Genomic DNA, 15,901 nt, shown 5'->3' on the forward strand with positions numbered 1-15,901 from the left:
ATTGGCGGGCGGGGAGGGTTCAACATTCCGGCTCTGCATGCGACTTGTCGCGGTTCGGTCTAACGGTGGGCCGTAGTAGCTTCTCGGTGATATTCCTGCTCTCCACGGCGATCGTCACCGTACTGGCGACGAGCGTGGTTGTCCTCGCCGGGATGGAAGAGGTACCTGAACCAGCGAAACGGATTGCACGCTCGTCTCCCACGGACAGGCGCGCTCCGTCCGCCGCGCCGGTGCCGCAGGTCGTCGCACCGCTGAAGCGGCAGCGCGAGGCGCATCTCCTCGTGCTCGGGGCGGGCACGCTGCCCTCGCAACTGGTCACCACTATCCGCCGGCAGGCAGGGGTGGCGGCGATTGAGCAGGTCGATGCCGCGCGGCTGCCCATCTCCGGCCGTTACGTGTCGACCATGGGGGTCGATCCGTCGTCGTTCCGGTCGTATACGCCTGATCCCACTGCCCGTTCGGACGCGTTGTGGCAGGCGATCGCCGCGGGAGACGCGGCAGTGTCCTACGGCCTGGGCACGGACGGCGGGCTACCTCTGGGCAGCTCGGTCAGCGCCGCCGGCCAGAGACTGCGCATCGGCGCGGTCGCCACGATGGGGCTGGGGGTCATCGACGCGGTCGTCTCGTCGCGGACTGCTAGGCGTCTGGGGCTGCCGCAGAGGAACGCCTTGCTGGTGAGCGCGCCGCGAGCCGACTCGGCCCGCCTCAAGGACGCACTGTCGCGTCGGGTGCCCTCAGGGGTGCAGGTCGTGGTCCTCAAGCCTGTCTTCAAGCAGATCAAGACCCGGGAAGCCGTCGCCTCGCTGGCGGACGACCGCATCCGAGCGGTCTTGACCGCTGCGGGGAGCAAGCTGGGCGCGCCGTACGTGTGGGGAGCGGAGGGACCTGACGCGTTCGACTGCTCTGGACTCATCCAATGGGCGTTCGGGCGTGCCGGGATCCGCCTGCCCAGGGTGACGCACCAGCAGTTCGCCAGCGGCCCTCAGGTGCCTCTTGAGGAGATGCGGCCAGGCGACCTGATCTTCTGGCGGCTCGACCCGACCAACCCCGGCTACATCTCCCACGCGGCGATCTACTGGGGTGACGGGAAGATGATTCAGGCTCCCCGGACGGGTGACGTCGTGAAGATCGTGCCCGTGCATACGAAGAACCTGGCCGGAGTCGTCCGGGTTGTCGCCTTCTCTTGAAGGCATCACCAGGAATGCCGTTTGAGTATGGGTGTACTCATCCCTTGTCCCGCTGCTCCGGCCTAGCCTCGCTGTGGAGCACGAGGAGGATGAGATGGCCACACTGCCCCGGCAAGTGATCGAAGCCATGGCCGAGCGGGCCGTACGCCTGCACCACGCCGTCTGGCATGCCTCCCGCGACACCTGGCAACGGCTGAACGAAGCGCAACGCAAGGTGTACCGCGATCACGGGTGGGAGCCGCCGCGCCCGTCGCTGACGAGGGATCAGCAGGTCGAGTTCGACAACGGCTCGGGCGAGGACTTCCTGTACATGCATCGGGAGATGATCCGCACCGTGAACGGGATCCTCGTCGGCTCGGGCGATCGGGTGGTGGGATGGCCGTCCATACCGGCAGCCGGCGACGCCGAGTTCCCCGTTCCGCCGCCGTTCACCGTTCCCGGGAGCGAGGAGACGACCCGGCAGATCGAGCAGGCCAAGTCCGCCGCGACGCTGGAGCGGCTCAGGGAACGGGAGGCCCAGGTGCGGGACCCGGCGGTGCTGCGCGGCATCAGCCTCGGCAGGCTCGGCGCGTTCATCGAGTTCAGCATCCACAACACCCTGCATCTGCGCTGGGCGGCCGAGCTGCCGCGCTACCGGCCGGGCGGCTCGGCGTTCGACGTGGACCCGCAGTGGGACGTGCCCGGCTACGACTGGCTGGCCGACACCTACTCCAGCCACGTGAATCCGATCTTCTGGAAGCTGCACGGCTGGGTCGACGCCCGAATCGACGACTGGATGCGGGCCAACGAGCTGACCGGGCCGGTCCCCTGGTCGTTCGACCCGCCGTGGATGGGGCCGGGACACCATCATCACCACACCGTGGCCGAACTGGCCCTGCGCGACCGCTCCGGCGCCGGCCTGCGGTCGCACGTACACGACCTCGAGGACACCGTCCGGGCCTTGCGGGAGAACGCCGTTCCCGAGCCCGCGCCCTTCCTCGTCCAGGACTGACCAGTCATGGACATCGCCGACCTGACGGGCACGTACACCTACCGGAGCTTCCTCGACGTGCCGGACCCGGTGGACGACTTCAACCGGCTTCGCTTCGGGCAGCTCGAACTGAGACTGTCCGCCGATCCCGGGGGAGCCCTCACCGGGCTCCTGCTCTTCTCCTCGGGGCCGCAACCACTGGTCATGGACCTCACCGGCAAGGCGTCCACCGCGGATCCGCTGCGGTTCCAGCTCACCGGCAAGGGCCGCCCGGCCACCCCCATCGCGGACTTCCACTACGAGTACGACGGAACCGTCCTGCGACGCTGGGAGGCCGGCCTCGGCCAGCGGATGACGCTCGCGGGCACCGTTCTGCGAGCGGCGGACCACGGAAGCGGGGCAAGCCTCGCCAGGGCAGGGCAGACTGCCAGCTTCCTCGCCGTCCGGCGAGCCGCCTGACCTTCCGCTGTCCGCGTGATGGTAGTTCGCCGGTCAGCCGGCGTCGAGCCAGCCGAGCCGTGCCGCCCGCACCCCTGCCTGAAAACGGCTGCTCGCTCCCAGCATCGCCGTCAGCTCGCTCACCAGGCGGGTGATGGTGCGGGTGGAGACGCCCATGCTCCGCGCGATGGCGGAGTCCTTCGCGCCGGCGGCCAGCATGCGCAGCACCGCGAGCTGCTGTTCAGTGAGCGAGACGCCGTCGGCGGAACGCGGCACGTCCTCCGGCTCCGAGGCGGTCGTCCAGCAGTAGTCGTAGATGGCCGCGAGCGATCGGACGACGCTGCCGCCCCGGATCAGGATGCTGCCCGCGTGCAGGTCCTCGGGGTCGGCCTGGAGGATGGCCGTGCGGCGATCGTAGATGAGCATGCGGGTGGGGATCAGCGGGGCCATCCGGATCTCGATGCCGTACTCCCGCCACTTGCCCATGTACTCGCGGATCAGGGGATGGGACATGGCGATCTGCGCGTGCAGGGCCCGCATCCGTACCCCATTGCGCACGGCGGTCTCGCTGCGGGAAAGGCCCGCTTCCAGCGATTCGCGCGTCCATGCGGCGACCGGGTGCATCCCCAGCACTTCGTGCTTGGCCGACTCGGCGAGCTCGTCGATGCGCTCGAACAGGTGCTCCCGATGGTCGGGCCAGGCGAAGAACTCCAGGTGTGCACGGGGGTCCGTCTGTCCGGGCAGGTCGAGATACCGCCTGGCCAGCGCGGCCGTCCTCACGTGCTGCTCCACCAGGCTGTCGAGCAACTGATGGCTGCGCCGCAGGCTCCGGTTGAGCACGGCGCTCACGTCGGCGGCGGTCTGTGTCTCCGGATTCAGCAGGTCGAGCCGCACGAGCTGCTCGCGGGCCCGGTCGATGTCCTGCGCGGCCAGACTCAACCGCTCCGCGGCCTCGGGCAGGGTCTCGCCTTGTTCCTGCATCCGGGCGTACAGAGAACGCGCGAGGTCGTCGTCTGCGGCAAGTGGCCCACTGCTCACCGGTCTCCCTTCACGGCGCTGGGTCAACGCTGAACACTGACATATGTAGCCCTCCGTCGGCAAAAGGTTCTGGTTTCCGCCATGTCCTACTTTGGAAGCCTTTCGGCCCTCCACAGCGGTCTTCCGTGCAGCACGATCTCTCCTGAACGGCGAGAACCCATCGCCGGCAAGCAGAAGGAGGCATCCCGTTGATCACTGTTGCCTACAGCCTTGTCGCCTACCGTGTCACCGGCCTGTCCCCGGAGACGTGCGAGCACTGCCTGGCCGCCATCAGGGTGGAACTGATCCAGGTGCCGGGAGTCGTGGGCGTGGAGGTCGATCCGGGGGAGGGGCGGGTGAGCATTCTCACCGACGGTCCAGTTGAGGAGGGACAGGTGCACGCGGCCATGGAAGCGGCGGGCTGCGCGGTCGCGGACGCCTGACGGTGGACACCGGGCCCGCCCTTGCCGGTGTGGCGGGCCACTCGCCCTCGATACAGGTGTCACGGGCGTACGGCACCCAGCAGACGGGTGCGCCAATAGCCATCAAGATCGCTCACCTTGATGACGTCTCCGGTCTGCGGGGCGTGGACCATCTTTCCGTTCCCCGCGTACATGCCCATGTGCCCAAGCCCCTTGCTGAAGAGCAGGTCACCCGGCTGCAACGCGTTCAGAGGGACCCGGCGGCTGGCACCCCAGCCCCATTGGGTCCAGGTCGTGCGCGGCAGCTCCACTCCGGCGGCCCGCCAGGCAGCCTGGGTGAGGCCGGAGCAGTCGTAGGAGCCAGGACCCGTGCCGCCGTACCGGTAGGGCTTGCCGATCTGCGCGAAGGCGAACCGGAGCGCCGCGAGAGCGTTGCCCGACGCCGGGCCGGTGTACTCGATGCCCGGACTGTTGGGATCGCCGGTCTTGAAGGCGCCGATCCTGCGCAGGAGCTTGGTCTGCTCGGCGACGAGCTTGTCCACCTTCTCCTTCTCGCCGCGCACCTTGTCACGCGCCGCCTCGGCCTCCGCCAGCACCCGCCTGGCCTCGTCGCGCCGATCACGCAGGTCCTTCGTGGCGGCCTGGAAGGCGCGTAGTTTCGCGGCTCTCGCCTCGGCCATCTGCTCCAGGGTGGCCATGCTGCTCAGCAGCTTGTCGGGGCTGCCATGGCCAACGAACCTGCCCATGCGCGCCAGCGGACCTAACTGGTAGTCGCTGACCGCCGCCGCGGCGAGGTCCTTCCGCAGGGCTTGAGCCTGCACGTTCTTCTGGCCGACCTCGGCGTTGAGCGCGTCGTACTTCTTCTTGGCCTTCTTGTACGCCTCGGTCGCCTGGTTGTACCGCTCGACCACCTGGTCGGCCTGCTCGTTGAGCTTCACCAGCTTGGCCCTGACCTTGGCGGGGTCAGGCTCCGCGGTGGCGGTGCCAGGGGCGGCGACCAACGCTGCTGACATCAGCGCCAACGTCACGGTTACCTGCCCAAGCCTTGACGGCACGGCCACTACGATGCCTCCTCGTAAATCCCCAAGTCTGGGGCGAAATAGTACAGAAATCCGACGCCAGGTATGACGGTTCACGGCAAGGGGCAGCTGGGACGGGAGGCACTTCGGGTGCAGCGGCCGCTGAACCGAAATCACGCGGGAATGCGCACGTCAGAGCGTGGATTCGGGTGAGGTGCGGCCCCGCGTGCCGGCGAATACTCGGGCAGGGGGCCGCGCTGTCGGCTGGGACGCGGCGGCGAGTAGCCATATACGGCCGTGCATCGTAGGAGACGTTGTTAATGTCATCGAGCCCTGACATCGATCTACGAGCCGTCCCCCCCGCCGCACACGGGGCCGCAGGGGGTTGTTCTGCGGGGCGCGCAGTGGTTGGTGAGTGCTCGAACCTACTTACGAGCCTCGGTCAGGCCGAAGGCGCGCCATCCCAGATCCTCGAAGCCTGCAGCCTGGGCGACCGTAGCGGAGGCCAGGTTCGACGGGTCGTGCATGTAGGTGGGAACGGCGCCCTCGTCCAGCACCCGTCTGGCTGCCTGGGCGACGAGTCTCCGGGCCAGCCCGCGCCCACGTGCCGGGGGAGCGGTCACCACCGCCAGCTCATGGCCGTAGGCGTCGTGTCGCTTCACCCCTACCCCCGCCAGATGTTCCCCGGTCGCGGGGTCTCTGGCGACCAGGACGTCATGGCCGAAGGGGCGCAGCCAGGCGGGGACCTCGGGATCGTCGGCAGGCAGCCAGACCCCGGCGTCCGGAAGGAGCGCAGGGCGGGTCGTCCACCGATAGACGGCGGTGAACCAGCCCCGTTCTGGAAAGCCGACCATGGCGGGTATCTGTGGCCCGAGTACGGCGAGGTCAGCGTCCATGGCATATGCGTCCGCCACGGTTTCGGCCGTGCGCGGCGGGACGGACAGTACGCCGCCCTCAGGGCTCGACACCCCGAGGACCGGATGAATCTTGCCGTCCCAGCCAGGGCGATCACGTCCGGGCGCGCCGATGATGTGCAATTCGCCGACCGGTGGCCAGCTGCCGAGCCAGTGGGACAGGTGCTCGATGAGTCGTCGTTCCACCACTTCTCCAATGTACCTTAGGGGGGTATGGTACATCCACGGCACGTTGAGGAGGAGAAATGCGACGACTGGCCCCACTTGACCCCGCTGATGCGCCGGGGAAGGCCAAGGATCTGCTGGCTGACATCGTGAGCAGGAGGGGTGGCGTCGGTGACATGGTCGCCACCATGGCCCACTCGCCGGCTCTGCTGGAGGGATATCTGGACCTTTCGCGAGCGATGAAACGCGTCAAGCTGCCGCGCACGCTCAGCGAGAAGGTCTCGCTTGCCGTTCAGGAGTGGATCGGATGCGGTACCTGCCTCCAGGCGCACACCGAGGCCGGTCGGGCGGTGGGACTCAGCGAGACGGACATCGCGCTGGCCCGGCAGGGCACCTCCACCGACGTGAGGGAGGCGGCACTCATCGCAGTCGCCGTACGCGTGCTGGTCGAGCCATCCTCCATCACCGATGAAGATATCGCCGAGTTGCGCAAGCACGGCTGGAGCGATCGGATCATCGCGGAGATCGTCGGCGTCGTCGCCCTCAATTTCCTGACCGGCGCATTCAACCTCCTAGTCGGCTTGCAGCCAGCTGAAACCACCACGTAGCCCGCTGTAAGCCGGCAGGGTCGTGGCCCTTTGCTCTGCCCGTCGGTTTCGGCTGGCAATCGGAGCAGCCGAGGGGGGTGCCGAGGATTCGCCTCATCCGATCTGGCCCTGGGTCTCGTACTTCTGCCCTTTGGGAAGGAGAGGCCCAGGGCACGACAGCGATGGCTGATTCGGGGAAGATGTGCTGGTCAGTCCCTGTTCGGCGTACGAACAGCAGCAGGGGCCAATCCTGAGGCGAAGCAGCTGGCCAAAAGATCGAGAACGAGCAGCAGGGCCGAAGTGCAGCAAATTCAGAAGATTCTCGATCGCCTTCAGTGACCCACCGCGCGGGAGTGTCCGTTCGTACCGTCGAAACAGATTCGGCCTCTTCACTGGACCTGCGGCGCTGGATGTCCCCGGGCCTGCGGCTGCTGATGTCACCGATCTCGGCCGACGAGATCCTGTTCTTGGTCCTGGCGGCCGGATTACGGTTGCGTCTTCGTGGCGCGGCATGCCTTCTGCTTGGCGCACCCCAGCCCGAGGCCAATACCCCGACCATCGAGGGATCTGAGCAGGCCCACGCACCGCGGCGGAGCCGGGTTGGGGTGGGATCACGGCGATCAGCTCGTGACGGCCTGGTCAGCTCCCATGGGGCAGGGCATGCCTTCGCCGCCGAACCAATCGGCCAGGTACTGCTGCATCTGGACCATCTCGGCGCGTTGCGCGTCGCGTACCTTGGCGGCGAAGGCGGCGACCGGTGGGTGCTGGACGTCTCCGTGCATGAGCAGCTGCTGGGACATCATGACCGCCATCATGTGGTGCGGGATCATGTCGCGCAGGAACGTCTCATCCAGCGCATCGCCGGACAGCTTCGACAGATCGCGCATCATCGGGCGGTAGCCGGTCTCCGGCGAATGCCCGCGGTACCAGGTGGCCAGCCACCTGTTCATCGTGGCGATCTCGGCGCTCTGCGTGGTGACGATCGAGGCTCCCAAGGTGCGCATCTGGGCCCGGTCCGAGCGCTGAAGCTGCTTGGCCGCGGCCACCGCCTCCTTGTGGTGGGCGATCATGTGGGTCAGATAGTCGGCCTCATCGCTGACGCTCGCCCCAGGCATCGAGCTGGTTGACGCAATCATGCCCCAACCGGGCGGCCCGGCACTCTGCTGCGAGGCCGCAGCCATGCCGCTTGCCGCCGTCGCCGCCAGCACCGAGCCGGCCGCGATCCCTGCCAGTACCGAGCGTCTCATCTCGGCCTCCAACGCTCCTGCTCAGAGCGTTTTCCTACCCTCAGCCTGGGGTAACGCACGCATCTGTGCAGGGCCGTCAGAGCCGTCACCGGCCAGGGACAGGAGCCCCTCCCTCGCCACGTCGCAACAGGGGCGGTCACGAGCCCCCCGTCGCGACCGCATGCGTCCCCGAACCCCGCTCAGGCCTGAGGGCGCTGCTTGATTCCCGCCTCCAGCAGACGAATCATTTCGGCGATCCGCTGCGCGCGCACCTCGGGGCGGCGTTTGGTGGCATCGACCCAGCGCAGATAGGCCCGCCTGTAGAACTGGGCCAAGGAGTCGAAGAAGGCGCCCGCCGCCGGGTTGGCTTCCAGCGCAGCAGCGACATCCTCGGCGAGATCCGCCCGCTGTGGCCCTTCCGGAGCCAGCACCACCGTCACGTGCGCGCCTGGCTCCAGTCCGCACCGCAGCCAGGCGGGACCGAGCAGAAACCCGCGCTGCCCCTGATGTTCGGTGATGACCGCACGAATACCCATGCCGTTGAGCGTGCCCGCCACGTGATGCACCGGCTTGGGCGCCCAGACCGCATCCGGATCGAACGGCACCGGGACGAACAGGCGTCCCCGCCCACCGGGCCGGCTCTCGACGGTGTAGTGCTGCTCCTGCACGCCCTGATACTGCCACGGCGGACCTGACGCGCCGAGCCGGCACGCAGCCACCGGGCGAGCGGGCCGGAGGATAGGGAGATGCTCCTGGGATCACTCTGCACGGAATATCGGGGCCTGAGAGGTCACGCAGGGGCCAGGATCCGGCAGATTCCTTCGGGGCCGCAGTCGGCCGGATCGACGCTTCGTGCCCGCTGGTGCAGGCTCTGCAAGGCGGTGCGGGTGGCGAGCAGTTCGGCGATGCGCGCCTCGACCTGCTCCAGGTGGGTCTCGATCAGGGTGGTGACGTGGCGGCAGGGTGGCTGTCCGGCGTCGCGGATGGCCAGCACGCTGCGGATCTCGGCCAGGGTGAGCCCGGCGGCTTGGGCGTCGCGGATGAAAGCGAGCCGTTCGGCGGCCTCGGCCGGGTAGTCGCGGTAGCCAGCGGGGGTGCGGGGCGGCTGGGGTAGCAGCCCGGCTTGTTCGTAGAAGCGGATGGTCTTGGTGGTCAGGTCGGCCGCGGTGGCCAGGGTGCCGATGCGCATGTCTCCACGCTACGGCCTTGACCTTCCAGTGCACTGGAAGATTTACCGTCGGAGGGACGCGAGCCCACAGCATGAACAGGGAGGTCAGGCGATGGAGCTGGTGGTGGTGGCGGTGCCGGACTGCCCGAATGCGCCGACGCTGGAGCGGCGGCTGGCGCAGGCGCTGGCCGACATCGGCGCCGGGCCGACCGCCTCGATCCCGCGCCGCACGGTGGCCGACACCGAGCAGGCGGCGCGCTGGCAGATGCGCGGCTCGCCGACCGTGCTGATCGACGGGATCGACCCGTTCGCCGACCCCGCGGTGCCGACCGGTCTGGCCTGCCGGATGTTTCGCGATGAGCAGGGCCGGTTGGAGGGGGCGCCGTCGGTGGCGGCGCTGCGCCGGGCGCTGGAGCAGGCACTCACCGACGGTAGCGGACCGGCGCGGTGGGAGCGGTTTCCGGTGTGGTCGGATGCGCTGGGCAGGGCAGGAGCCGGACGGCTGGCCCCGGTGGCGGGCGGGCTGCGCGCGGTCCACCAGCGGGTGTTGCGGTGCTTCGCCGAGACCGGACACGCACCCGGCATGGCGGAGCTGGCCGACTCCGTCCGCCCGTACGGCGCGAGCCCTGAGCAGGTGCTGGCCGAGCTGCACGCCGCTGACTTCCTGCGTCTGGATGCCGCAGGGCACATCCTCGCCGCCTACCCGTTCTCTTCGGTTCCCACCGCGCACCGCGTGGAGATCGCCGGCGGGCCGCAGGTGTTCGCGATGTGCGCGATCGACGCGCTTGGCATCGCCGCGATGCTCGGTCGCGACGTGCACGTCACCTCCACCGACCCGCTCGACGGCCGTCCGGTCACCGTCGAGGTCACCGCCTCCGGGCAGGCACGCTGGACACCGGCCACCGCGGTCGTGTTCGCGGGCCAGCTGGTCACCTGCGACTCCTGCGTGCCCGCACCGGGCTCCGCCGCGGCCGCCGAGGTGTGCTGCGGCTACGTCAACTTCTTCGCCGACCCCGCCGGCGCCCGCACCTGGGCCGACGCCAACCCGCAGGTAAGTGGCCAGGTCCTCGGCCAACAGACGGCCCTGGAGCTGGGTGTGGCCACCTTCGGTCCGCTCCTGATCCCACGACCGCACGTCTCGGTCTACTAGAACCCCCTCGAAGACCGAGGAGACACCCGCCATCCCGGATCCGCGCAGCAGAGGCCTATCGAGTGTCGGGAACGGCGTCTCCGCTGAGGTAGCGGCCAGGAGAGGTGCCGACGGTTCTGCGGAAAGCGGCGAGGAAAGCGCTCGGGGTCGCGTACCCCACGGCATGAGCGGCCTGTGACACGGGCCGGCCCTCAGCGAGGAGAGGCAGGGCGGCCCGCAGCCGCACGTGGGTACGCCAGCGGTCGAAGCTCATCCCGGTCTCGCGGATGAACAGCCGCGTCAGGGTACGCCGGCTCACGCCGATGGCTCGGGCGTGCGCATCCAGGCTCCGGGGGTCCGACGGCTGGGCGAGCAGGGCGTCGGCCACCGCACGTGCGCGTTCGTCGGCCGGAAGCGGAACATCGATCGGCAGAGCGGGCAAGGGACGCAACAGGTCAGGCACCACCGCCTCGGCTCGCAGCCGAGCGTCGTCGGCGAGGTCCTCGCGGGCGAGGTAGCCGATCAGCTGGGCCAGGAGCCCGTCGACCCCGACTGCGGTGGGTACCGTCCAGCCCACGGCACACCGCTCCGGGTCGAGGTAGAGGCTGCACAAGATGGCGTCGCGGGTCGCGCCGGTCCGGTGCACGACTCCGGCCGGCAACCACAGGGCCCGGGTGGGCGGCAAGACCCAGTGCGCATCGTCGACGGCGATGCTGAGCACACCGGTGCGTGTCCAGGCCAGCTGGTGATGGGTGTGGCTGTGCGGGGAGATCCATTGCCCGGACTCCAGCGGGAAGCGTCCGACGACGATCACCCCCGCGCCAGGTGGGACGCCGGTATCCACGGCCTGGATCATGCGTTCGGGACGTGTCCTCATCACGCTATTGTCTGGCCCTATCGCGGATTGTGGCCAGCTTTTGTCGGCGCATAGCGTCGGTCGGGTGCTGATTCAACCTCCTCCTCGTTCGACTGTGCTGCCGTTGATGATGGGACGCCTGCCATGACGCCGCTGTCTCCGGCCGTGGTCGGACGCCGTCGCGCGGCTCTGGTCGTGCTGTGCCTGGTGCAGTTCATGCTGGTCCTGGACGACAACGTGGTGAGCGTCGCGCTGCCCAGTCTCCGCGACGACCTGGGCTTCAGCGGCACCGGACTGGTCTGGGTCGTCAATGCGTACTTCCTGGCCTTCGGCGGGCTCTTGCTGACGGCCGGCCGAGCGGCCGATCTGCTGGGCCGGCGCCGCGTCTTCCTCATCGGGGTGGCGCTGTTCGGGCTGGCGAGTGTGGCTTGCGGGCTCGCCCAGGAGCCGTGGCAGCTCGTGGCCGGAAGGTTCGTCCAGGGTGCCGGTGCGGCCATGGCCAGCCCGGCCGCGCTGTCCCTGATCACCTTGATGTTCCCCGGAGCCGGGGAACGTGCCAGAGCACTGGCGATCTGGGGCGCCATCGCGGCCCTGGGCGGCACCGCCGGCCTGCTGATCTCCGGTGTGCTGACCGGCCTCGTCTCCTGGCGCTGGATCTTCCTGATCAACGTGCCTGTGGCGGCGACCGCGCTCGTGCTGCTGCCCCGCCTCACCACCGAGAGCCGTACCGGCCGGCGGTACCGCCTGGACGTTCCCGGAGCTCTCCTGGGCACCGCCGCCGTGGTGTCCCTGGTCCACGGCCTGCTACAGGTCGGCGAGTCGGGCTGGGCGGACGTGGCCGTCATCGTCCCCCTGATTTTGTCCGCGATCCTGGCCGCCGGGTTCCTGCTGGCGGAGACGCGGGCGGCCGAGCCACTGGTGCCGCTGTCGTTCCTGGCCCATCGCACGCGTGCCGTCGCCAACGGCGCGACACTCCTGTTCTCCGTGGCCTTCTACGCGATGGCCTTCCTGCTGATGATCCACCTGCAGACCGTGCTCGGGTACGGTCCGATCGAGGCCGGCCTCGCCTACCTGCCCTACGGTGCCGGAATTCTTCTCGGCATGCGGCTCGCCACCCGCACGGTGATGCGGATGACCATGCGCTGGATGCTGGTCCTGTCATTCCTGATCAGCTCGGCCGGGTTGTTGCTGCTGTCCGGCGTCGCACCCGGCGACTCCTACGTCGCGGGAGTGCTGCCGGGCATGCTCGTCACGAGCCTGGGCTGCGGGCTGAGCCTGCCGATCTTGACGATGGCCGCGGTCACGGGTACCACCGAGGAGGACGCCGGTCTGGGCTCGGCCTTGTTCAGCTCCGTCCAGCAGCTCGGCGGTGCCGTGGGAGTGGCGGCACTGGCCACCGTGGCAGAACGCCACAACGACGCGCTGGCCGGCTCCTCTCGTGCCGTTGCGGAAGGCTTCTCGCTCGCGCTCATCGTCGCCGCCGCCCTCCTCGCGCTCGGCGCCGTCCTCATCGCCGCAGGCCTCCGAATCCGACGCGTGGCGCTTTGACGCCACGGCGCCTGTCGCGGCCGAGAGACCATGTGGCATGACCGTTCTCCACCCTCACCTGTGCTACTAGTCCAGCTAGTAGGGTGTCTCGCGTGTGCTATCCACGGATTCGCGCCACAGCAGCGGCCCTGGCCCTTCAGGCTCCGGGTGCGCCGGCGTGCGGACAGTCACGAGCTTCCTGGACGCCCGACGACGAGAACCCGAGTAACGATGACGATCATGGGCTCGGTGTCGGGCTGGCCGGTGCTTCGAGGTCCCGTGGGTGGAACATGGCCGCAGACGTCGCTGAGCCGGATCGCCCGGCGGTGCCATGAGCGCTCCTGAGCCTGGCACTGTGCATCCGCCGGGCGACCTCATGAGGAGGTCGCGTCCCAAGCGTCGCCGCCCGTCTCGCGGCGCGTTGCGTTCGCCACGCGTGCTCATCCCGGCGGCCGTGCTTCTCGCCGCTGTCCTGGCCTATGCGGTACCGGCCATCGTGCTGTCCGGACAGGTTCCTCCGGGCACCCGGGTGGACGGTGTGGACATCGGCGGACGCTCGCCTGAGGACGCTCGCTCCCGGCTGGAAGCGGAACTGGGCAGGCGGTTGGAGCAGCCGCTGACGTTGATCGCCGCAGACGAACGCAAGCAGGCCACGCCCACGGACCTGGGTTTCGGCTTCGACGCGCGGGCGACGGTCGAGGCCGCGATGGAGGGCGCCACCACCCCGGCGGGAATCGTCCGTTCTCTCTTCGGCAGCCGGCACATCCCGCCCGTGGTCACCGTGGACGATCAGCGGCTGGCCGGGGGGCTCAGCGCCCTGGCCAAGGCCGTGAACAGGAAGCCGGTGGAAGGAGGCATTCGCTACAAGGGGCTGGAACCGCGGGCCACGTTACCCAAGTCCGGGCGGGCGCTGGATCGCGACGCGGCGGCACGAACCGTGCGAACGGCCTTCGCGGCCGGCCGTACCTCCGTCGAACTGGGCGTACGGGAAGTGAAGCCCACTCTCACGGCCGCCGAGGTCCGGCAGGTCGCCACCACCACGGCGCGCACGGCGGTCGCGGCTCCCATCACGCTGACCACTGGCGGCAAGCAGGCCACCGTCTCCCGGGAGCAGCTGGCCGCAGGCTTACGCTTTGTCCCGGACGGCAAGGGCGGACTTCGCCCGGCCTTCAACGCCGCTCACGTCAGCCAAGCTCTGGCCAGGACCTTGGTGAGCACTCCTCCCAAGGACGCCTCCTTCAAGATCGTCAGCGGGAGGCCCCGGGTCATCCCCGCACGCGCCGGCCGGGGCGCCGATGCCAAGGCGTTCGGCCCGGCCATCGCCAAGGCCGTGGTGACGGGAAATCGGCGGATCGAGTTGCCGGCGGTGGAGCGGCAGCCACGCGTGACCACGGCGGAGGCGAAGGAGATGGGGGTCAAGGAGAAGGTCAGCTCCTTCACCACGCACCATCCCTGCTGCGCACCACGGGTGACGAACATCCATCGCATCGCCGACATCGTGGACGGGTACGTGGTCCAGCCCGGCGAGACGTTCTCGCTCAACGGCGTGGTCGGCAAGCGAGACAAGGCGCGCGGCTTCGTCGAGGCGCCGATGATCCTCAACAACCGGTTCGTCAACGACGTGGGCGGCGGCGTGTCGCAGTTCGCCACCACCATGTTCAACGCGGTCTTCTTCGGCGGGTTCGAAGACGTCCAGCACAGGCCGCACCAGTACTACATCTCCCGCTATCCGGCCGGGCGGGAGTCCACGGTCTCCTTCCCCCAGCCGGACTTTCGCTGGCGCAACGACTTCGAACACGGCGTCCTGATCAAGACTTCGTACACGGCCACCTCGATCACCGTGCAGTTCTGGAGCACCAAGCGCTACGACATCGAGTCCGAGAGCTCGGCCCGCTACAACACCAAACCCATCCAGAGCCTCACCGAGTCCGGGCCCGACTGCATTCCCATGGAGGGCGTGGAGGGGTTCACCATCGACGTGTGGCGGATCTTCAAGCAGAACGGCAAGGTGGTGCGCAAGCAGCGCTTCAACACCGTCTACGATCCCGAACCGCGTCTCACGTGCACGAAGTCCTGACGAGGGCTGACAGTTCACCCGAGCTGGTCGTCGAGGTCGAGCGCAAAGCCTTCGGCGGCCAGCTCCGTCAGGAAGGTGACGGGCTCCACCAGTTGTTCGATGTGCCCGGCCCCGGCGGGCAGGCCGGGGAGGCGGCGGATCAGGAGGGCGGCGGCGCGTCCGGTGGCGCGGCTCTGCCGCCGTCCGTGGAAGGACGCCCGTACGGTGCCGGAGCGCACCGTCACGGCGAACCCGTCGCCGCCCACATGAGCCGCGCCGAGGGCGCGCAGCAGCAGCGCGCGGACCTTGGGGCGGTGCAGGAGCCGGGCAACGGCCGGGCGCCCGGCCGCGGACAACAGCCGGGTCACCAGGCGGGAGTCCAGGCACAGACCGGTGCGCGCCGAGGGCGTGCCCAGGGTGGTGGGCAGCGTGTACTGGTCGGAGAACGGGAAGCGGTGGACGACGCGTTCCCCGTACGGTTGCGGGAACCGCATGCTCCAGGAGCCCTGGAGCGTGCCGAGCCCGTCCAGGGTCCAGGCGAGTGCCGCGGGCCCGTGCGCCTCGCCTGAGCCGAGCAGCGCGCCGATGAGCAGTTCCTCCGTCTGGGATGTCGAGCGTTCGGCGCAGATCCGCGCCAGCAGGTTGGTCACTCCGGGGACCAGGCCGACGCTGAGCGCGATCGTCGCACCCTTCCGCCTGGCTGGCTCGTCCAGCTGCTCCAGGCCGGTGAGCAGAGGGTGGGAGGCGGTCACGTCCACGTAGTGGATGCCGCGTTCCACGCAGGCGCGGGCGACACGGACGTTGTCGATCTCGGCGCACATGAGCACGGTGTCCACTCCGTGCAGGGCCCTGGCGAGGTCGGCGGGGTCGGTGGCGTCCACGCGCATCGCGGTGGTGCCGGGGATCGGGCGGGCCTTGTCCGGGTTGCGTCCGGCCACGATGACGTTCATGCTGGTGAGCGCGTCGGCCGCCTCGCGGCCGACCGCCCCGTAACCGCCGAGGATGAGGACGTTGTTCATCGTGCGGCTCCCTCGAACGCGGGCTCGCGGGTGAACATGACGAGCGCGCAGGCGATGCCTGCGGCGAGTACGGCCGCACCGGCGAAGCCGAGCCGCAGCCCGTCGGCGAGCGCCACGGTCCAGGTGTTGACCACCCCGGCCGGCGCGGTGGGTGAGAGGCTGCTGCGCCCTAACGTTTTCGTAGTCATACTACGATAATGT

Annotated in this window: 17 protein-coding genes; 8 read left to right on the forward strand and 9 right to left on the reverse strand. The window is 69.1% G+C overall.

Annotated features, from left to right (window positions below; translation table 11 throughout):
- The first annotated feature begins 86 nt into the window (after positions 1 to 86).
- The 3 genes from AB0K28_RS17250 to AB0K28_RS17260 all read left to right on the forward strand — a co-directional run bounded on the left by AB0K28_RS17250 (position 87) and on the right by AB0K28_RS17260 (position 2,616).
- Positions 87 to 1,187: a C40 family peptidase gene (locus AB0K28_RS17250; RefSeq protein ID WP_364370648.1), complete on the forward strand. Its 1,101-nt coding sequence runs from the start codon at positions 87 to 89 to the stop codon at positions 1,185 to 1,187.
- Between the two features lie 94 nt (positions 1,188 to 1,281).
- Positions 1,282 to 2,178: a hypothetical protein gene (locus AB0K28_RS17255; RefSeq protein ID WP_364370651.1), complete on the forward strand. Its 897-nt coding sequence runs from the start codon at positions 1,282 to 1,284 to the stop codon at positions 2,176 to 2,178.
- Positions 2,179 to 2,184: 6 nt separating this feature from the next.
- Positions 2,185 to 2,616 (forward strand): hypothetical protein, encoded by a 432-nt coding sequence (locus AB0K28_RS17260; RefSeq protein ID WP_364370654.1) that lies wholly within the window; start codon positions 2,185 to 2,187, stop codon positions 2,614 to 2,616.
- A 33-nt stretch (positions 2,617 to 2,649) separates the two neighbouring features.
- Here the strand turns inward: AB0K28_RS17260 and AB0K28_RS17265 are convergent, their stop codons facing one another.
- On the reverse strand, positions 2,650 to 3,633 hold the full coding sequence (locus tag AB0K28_RS17265) for a helix-turn-helix transcriptional regulator (protein ID WP_364370657.1): 984 nt from the start codon (positions 3,631 to 3,633) through the stop codon (positions 2,650 to 2,652).
- Between the two features lie 188 nt (positions 3,634 to 3,821).
- Here AB0K28_RS17265 and AB0K28_RS17270 point away from each other — a divergent pair, with 188 nt between their 5' ends.
- Entirely contained in the window at positions 3,822 to 4,055 is a 234-nt protein-coding gene (locus AB0K28_RS17270; protein WP_364370660.1) for a heavy metal-associated domain-containing protein, read from the forward strand.
- A 59-nt stretch (positions 4,056 to 4,114) separates the two neighbouring features.
- Here AB0K28_RS17270 and AB0K28_RS17275 read toward each other — a convergent pair whose 3' ends face one another.
- Positions 4,115 to 5,047, reverse strand: coding sequence for an NlpC/P60 family protein (locus AB0K28_RS17275; RefSeq protein WP_364370663.1), 933 nt, complete (start codon positions 5,045 to 5,047; stop codon positions 4,115 to 4,117).
- Between the two features lie 431 nt (positions 5,048 to 5,478).
- Positions 5,479 to 6,153 (reverse strand): GNAT family N-acetyltransferase, encoded by a 675-nt coding sequence (locus AB0K28_RS17280; protein ID WP_364370666.1) that lies wholly within the window; start codon positions 6,151 to 6,153, stop codon positions 5,479 to 5,481.
- 59 nt (positions 6,154 to 6,212) lie between these two features.
- Here AB0K28_RS17280 and AB0K28_RS17285 point away from each other — a divergent pair, with 59 nt between their 5' ends.
- Positions 6,213 to 6,740 (forward strand): carboxymuconolactone decarboxylase family protein, encoded by a 528-nt coding sequence (locus tag AB0K28_RS17285; RefSeq protein WP_364370669.1) that lies wholly within the window; start codon positions 6,213 to 6,215, stop codon positions 6,738 to 6,740.
- 599 nt (positions 6,741 to 7,339) lie between these two features.
- Here the strand turns inward: AB0K28_RS17285 and AB0K28_RS17290 are convergent.
- The 3 genes from AB0K28_RS17290 to AB0K28_RS17300 all read right to left on the reverse strand — a co-directional run bounded on the left by AB0K28_RS17290 (position 7,340) and on the right by AB0K28_RS17300 (position 9,134).
- Positions 7,340 to 7,966: a DUF305 domain-containing protein gene (locus AB0K28_RS17290; protein WP_364370672.1), complete on the reverse strand. Its 627-nt coding sequence runs from the start codon at positions 7,964 to 7,966 to the stop codon at positions 7,340 to 7,342.
- Between the two features lie 179 nt (positions 7,967 to 8,145).
- Positions 8,146 to 8,613 (reverse strand): YdeI/OmpD-associated family protein, encoded by a 468-nt coding sequence (locus AB0K28_RS17295; RefSeq protein ID WP_364370675.1) that lies wholly within the window; start codon positions 8,611 to 8,613, stop codon positions 8,146 to 8,148.
- Between the two features lie 122 nt (positions 8,614 to 8,735).
- Complete coding sequence (locus AB0K28_RS17300; protein WP_364370678.1) at positions 8,736 to 9,134, reverse strand: heavy metal-responsive transcriptional regulator; 399 nt, start codon at positions 9,132 to 9,134, stop codon at positions 8,736 to 8,738.
- Positions 9,135 to 9,225: 91 nt separating this feature from the next.
- Here AB0K28_RS17300 and AB0K28_RS17305 point away from each other — a divergent pair, with 91 nt between their 5' ends.
- A complete protein-coding gene (locus AB0K28_RS17305) occupies positions 9,226 to 10,263 on the forward strand; it encodes an alkylmercury lyase family protein (protein ID WP_364370681.1) in 1,038 nt (345 codons plus the stop codon).
- A 55-nt stretch (positions 10,264 to 10,318) separates the two neighbouring features.
- On the opposite strand, the gene AB0K28_RS17310 is transcribed toward AB0K28_RS17305, so the two are convergent.
- Positions 10,319 to 11,119 carry a helix-turn-helix transcriptional regulator gene (locus tag AB0K28_RS17310; RefSeq protein ID WP_364370684.1) on the reverse strand — a complete coding sequence of 267 codons (801 nt, stop codon included), beginning with the start codon at positions 11,117 to 11,119 and terminating at the stop codon, positions 10,319 to 10,321.
- Between the two features lie 123 nt (positions 11,120 to 11,242).
- Here AB0K28_RS17310 and AB0K28_RS17315 point away from each other — a divergent pair, with 123 nt between their 5' ends.
- A complete protein-coding gene (locus AB0K28_RS17315; RefSeq protein WP_364370687.1) occupies positions 11,243 to 12,646 on the forward strand; it encodes an MFS transporter in 1,404 nt (467 codons plus the stop codon).
- A 433-nt stretch (positions 12,647 to 13,079) separates the two neighbouring features.
- The gene (locus AB0K28_RS17320; RefSeq protein ID WP_364370690.1) at positions 13,080 to 14,702 is read left to right on the forward strand and encodes a VanW family protein; all 1,623 of its coding nucleotides are present in this window, start codon (positions 13,080 to 13,082) and stop codon (positions 14,700 to 14,702) included.
- A 14-nt stretch (positions 14,703 to 14,716) separates the two neighbouring features.
- Here the strand turns inward: AB0K28_RS17320 and AB0K28_RS17325 are convergent, their stop codons facing one another.
- Positions 14,717 to 15,700 (reverse strand): saccharopine dehydrogenase NADP-binding domain-containing protein, encoded by a 984-nt coding sequence (locus AB0K28_RS17325; RefSeq protein ID WP_364370693.1) that lies wholly within the window; start codon positions 15,698 to 15,700, stop codon positions 14,717 to 14,719.
- A complete protein-coding gene (locus AB0K28_RS17330) occupies positions 15,697 to 15,888 on the reverse strand; it encodes a hypothetical protein (RefSeq protein ID WP_364370696.1) in 192 nt (63 codons plus the stop codon). The genes AB0K28_RS17325 and AB0K28_RS17330 overlap by 4 nt, the downstream gene beginning before the upstream one ends.
- Positions 15,889 to 15,901: the final 13 nt, after the last annotated feature.

The sequence above is a fragment of the Nonomuraea sp. NPDC049504 genome, assembly GCF_040676845.1.
GTDB lineage: Bacteria > Actinomycetota > Actinomycetes > Streptosporangiales > Streptosporangiaceae > Nonomuraea > Nonomuraea salmonea.

Bases quoted from the DNA above. Each gene is read 5' to 3' on its own strand.
- AB0K28_RS17310 (WP_364370684.1), bottom strand. From the start codon at position 11,119: ATGAGGACACGTCCCGAACGCATGATCCAGGCCGTGGATACCGGCGTC.
- AB0K28_RS17260 (WP_364370654.1), top strand. From the start codon at position 2,185: ATGGACATCGCCGACCTGACGGGCACGTACACCTACCGGAGCTTCCTC.
- AB0K28_RS17330 (WP_364370696.1), bottom strand. From the start codon at position 15,888: ATGACTACGAAAACGTTAGGGCGCAGCAGCCTCTCACCCACCGCGCCG.
- AB0K28_RS17325 (WP_364370693.1), bottom strand. From the start codon at position 15,700: ATGAACAACGTCCTCATCCTCGGCGGTTACGGGGCGGTCGGCCGCGAG.
- AB0K28_RS17285 (WP_364370669.1), top strand. From the start codon at position 6,213: ATGCGACGACTGGCCCCACTTGACCCCGCTGATGCGCCGGGGAAGGCC.
- AB0K28_RS17275 (WP_364370663.1), bottom strand. From the start codon at position 5,047: ATGTCAGCAGCGTTGGTCGCCGCCCCTGGCACCGCCACCGCGGAGCCT.
- AB0K28_RS17300 (WP_364370678.1), bottom strand. From the start codon at position 9,134: ATGCGCATCGGCACCCTGGCCACCGCGGCCGACCTGACCACCAAGACC.
- AB0K28_RS17255 (WP_364370651.1), top strand. From the start codon at position 1,282: ATGGCCACACTGCCCCGGCAAGTGATCGAAGCCATGGCCGAGCGGGCC.
- AB0K28_RS17315 (WP_364370687.1), top strand. From the start codon at position 11,243: ATGACGCCGCTGTCTCCGGCCGTGGTCGGACGCCGTCGCGCGGCTCTG.
- AB0K28_RS17290 (WP_364370672.1), bottom strand. From the start codon at position 7,966: ATGAGACGCTCGGTACTGGCAGGGATCGCGGCCGGCTCGGTGCTGGCG.
- AB0K28_RS17305 (WP_364370681.1), top strand. From the start codon at position 9,226: ATGGAGCTGGTGGTGGTGGCGGTGCCGGACTGCCCGAATGCGCCGACG.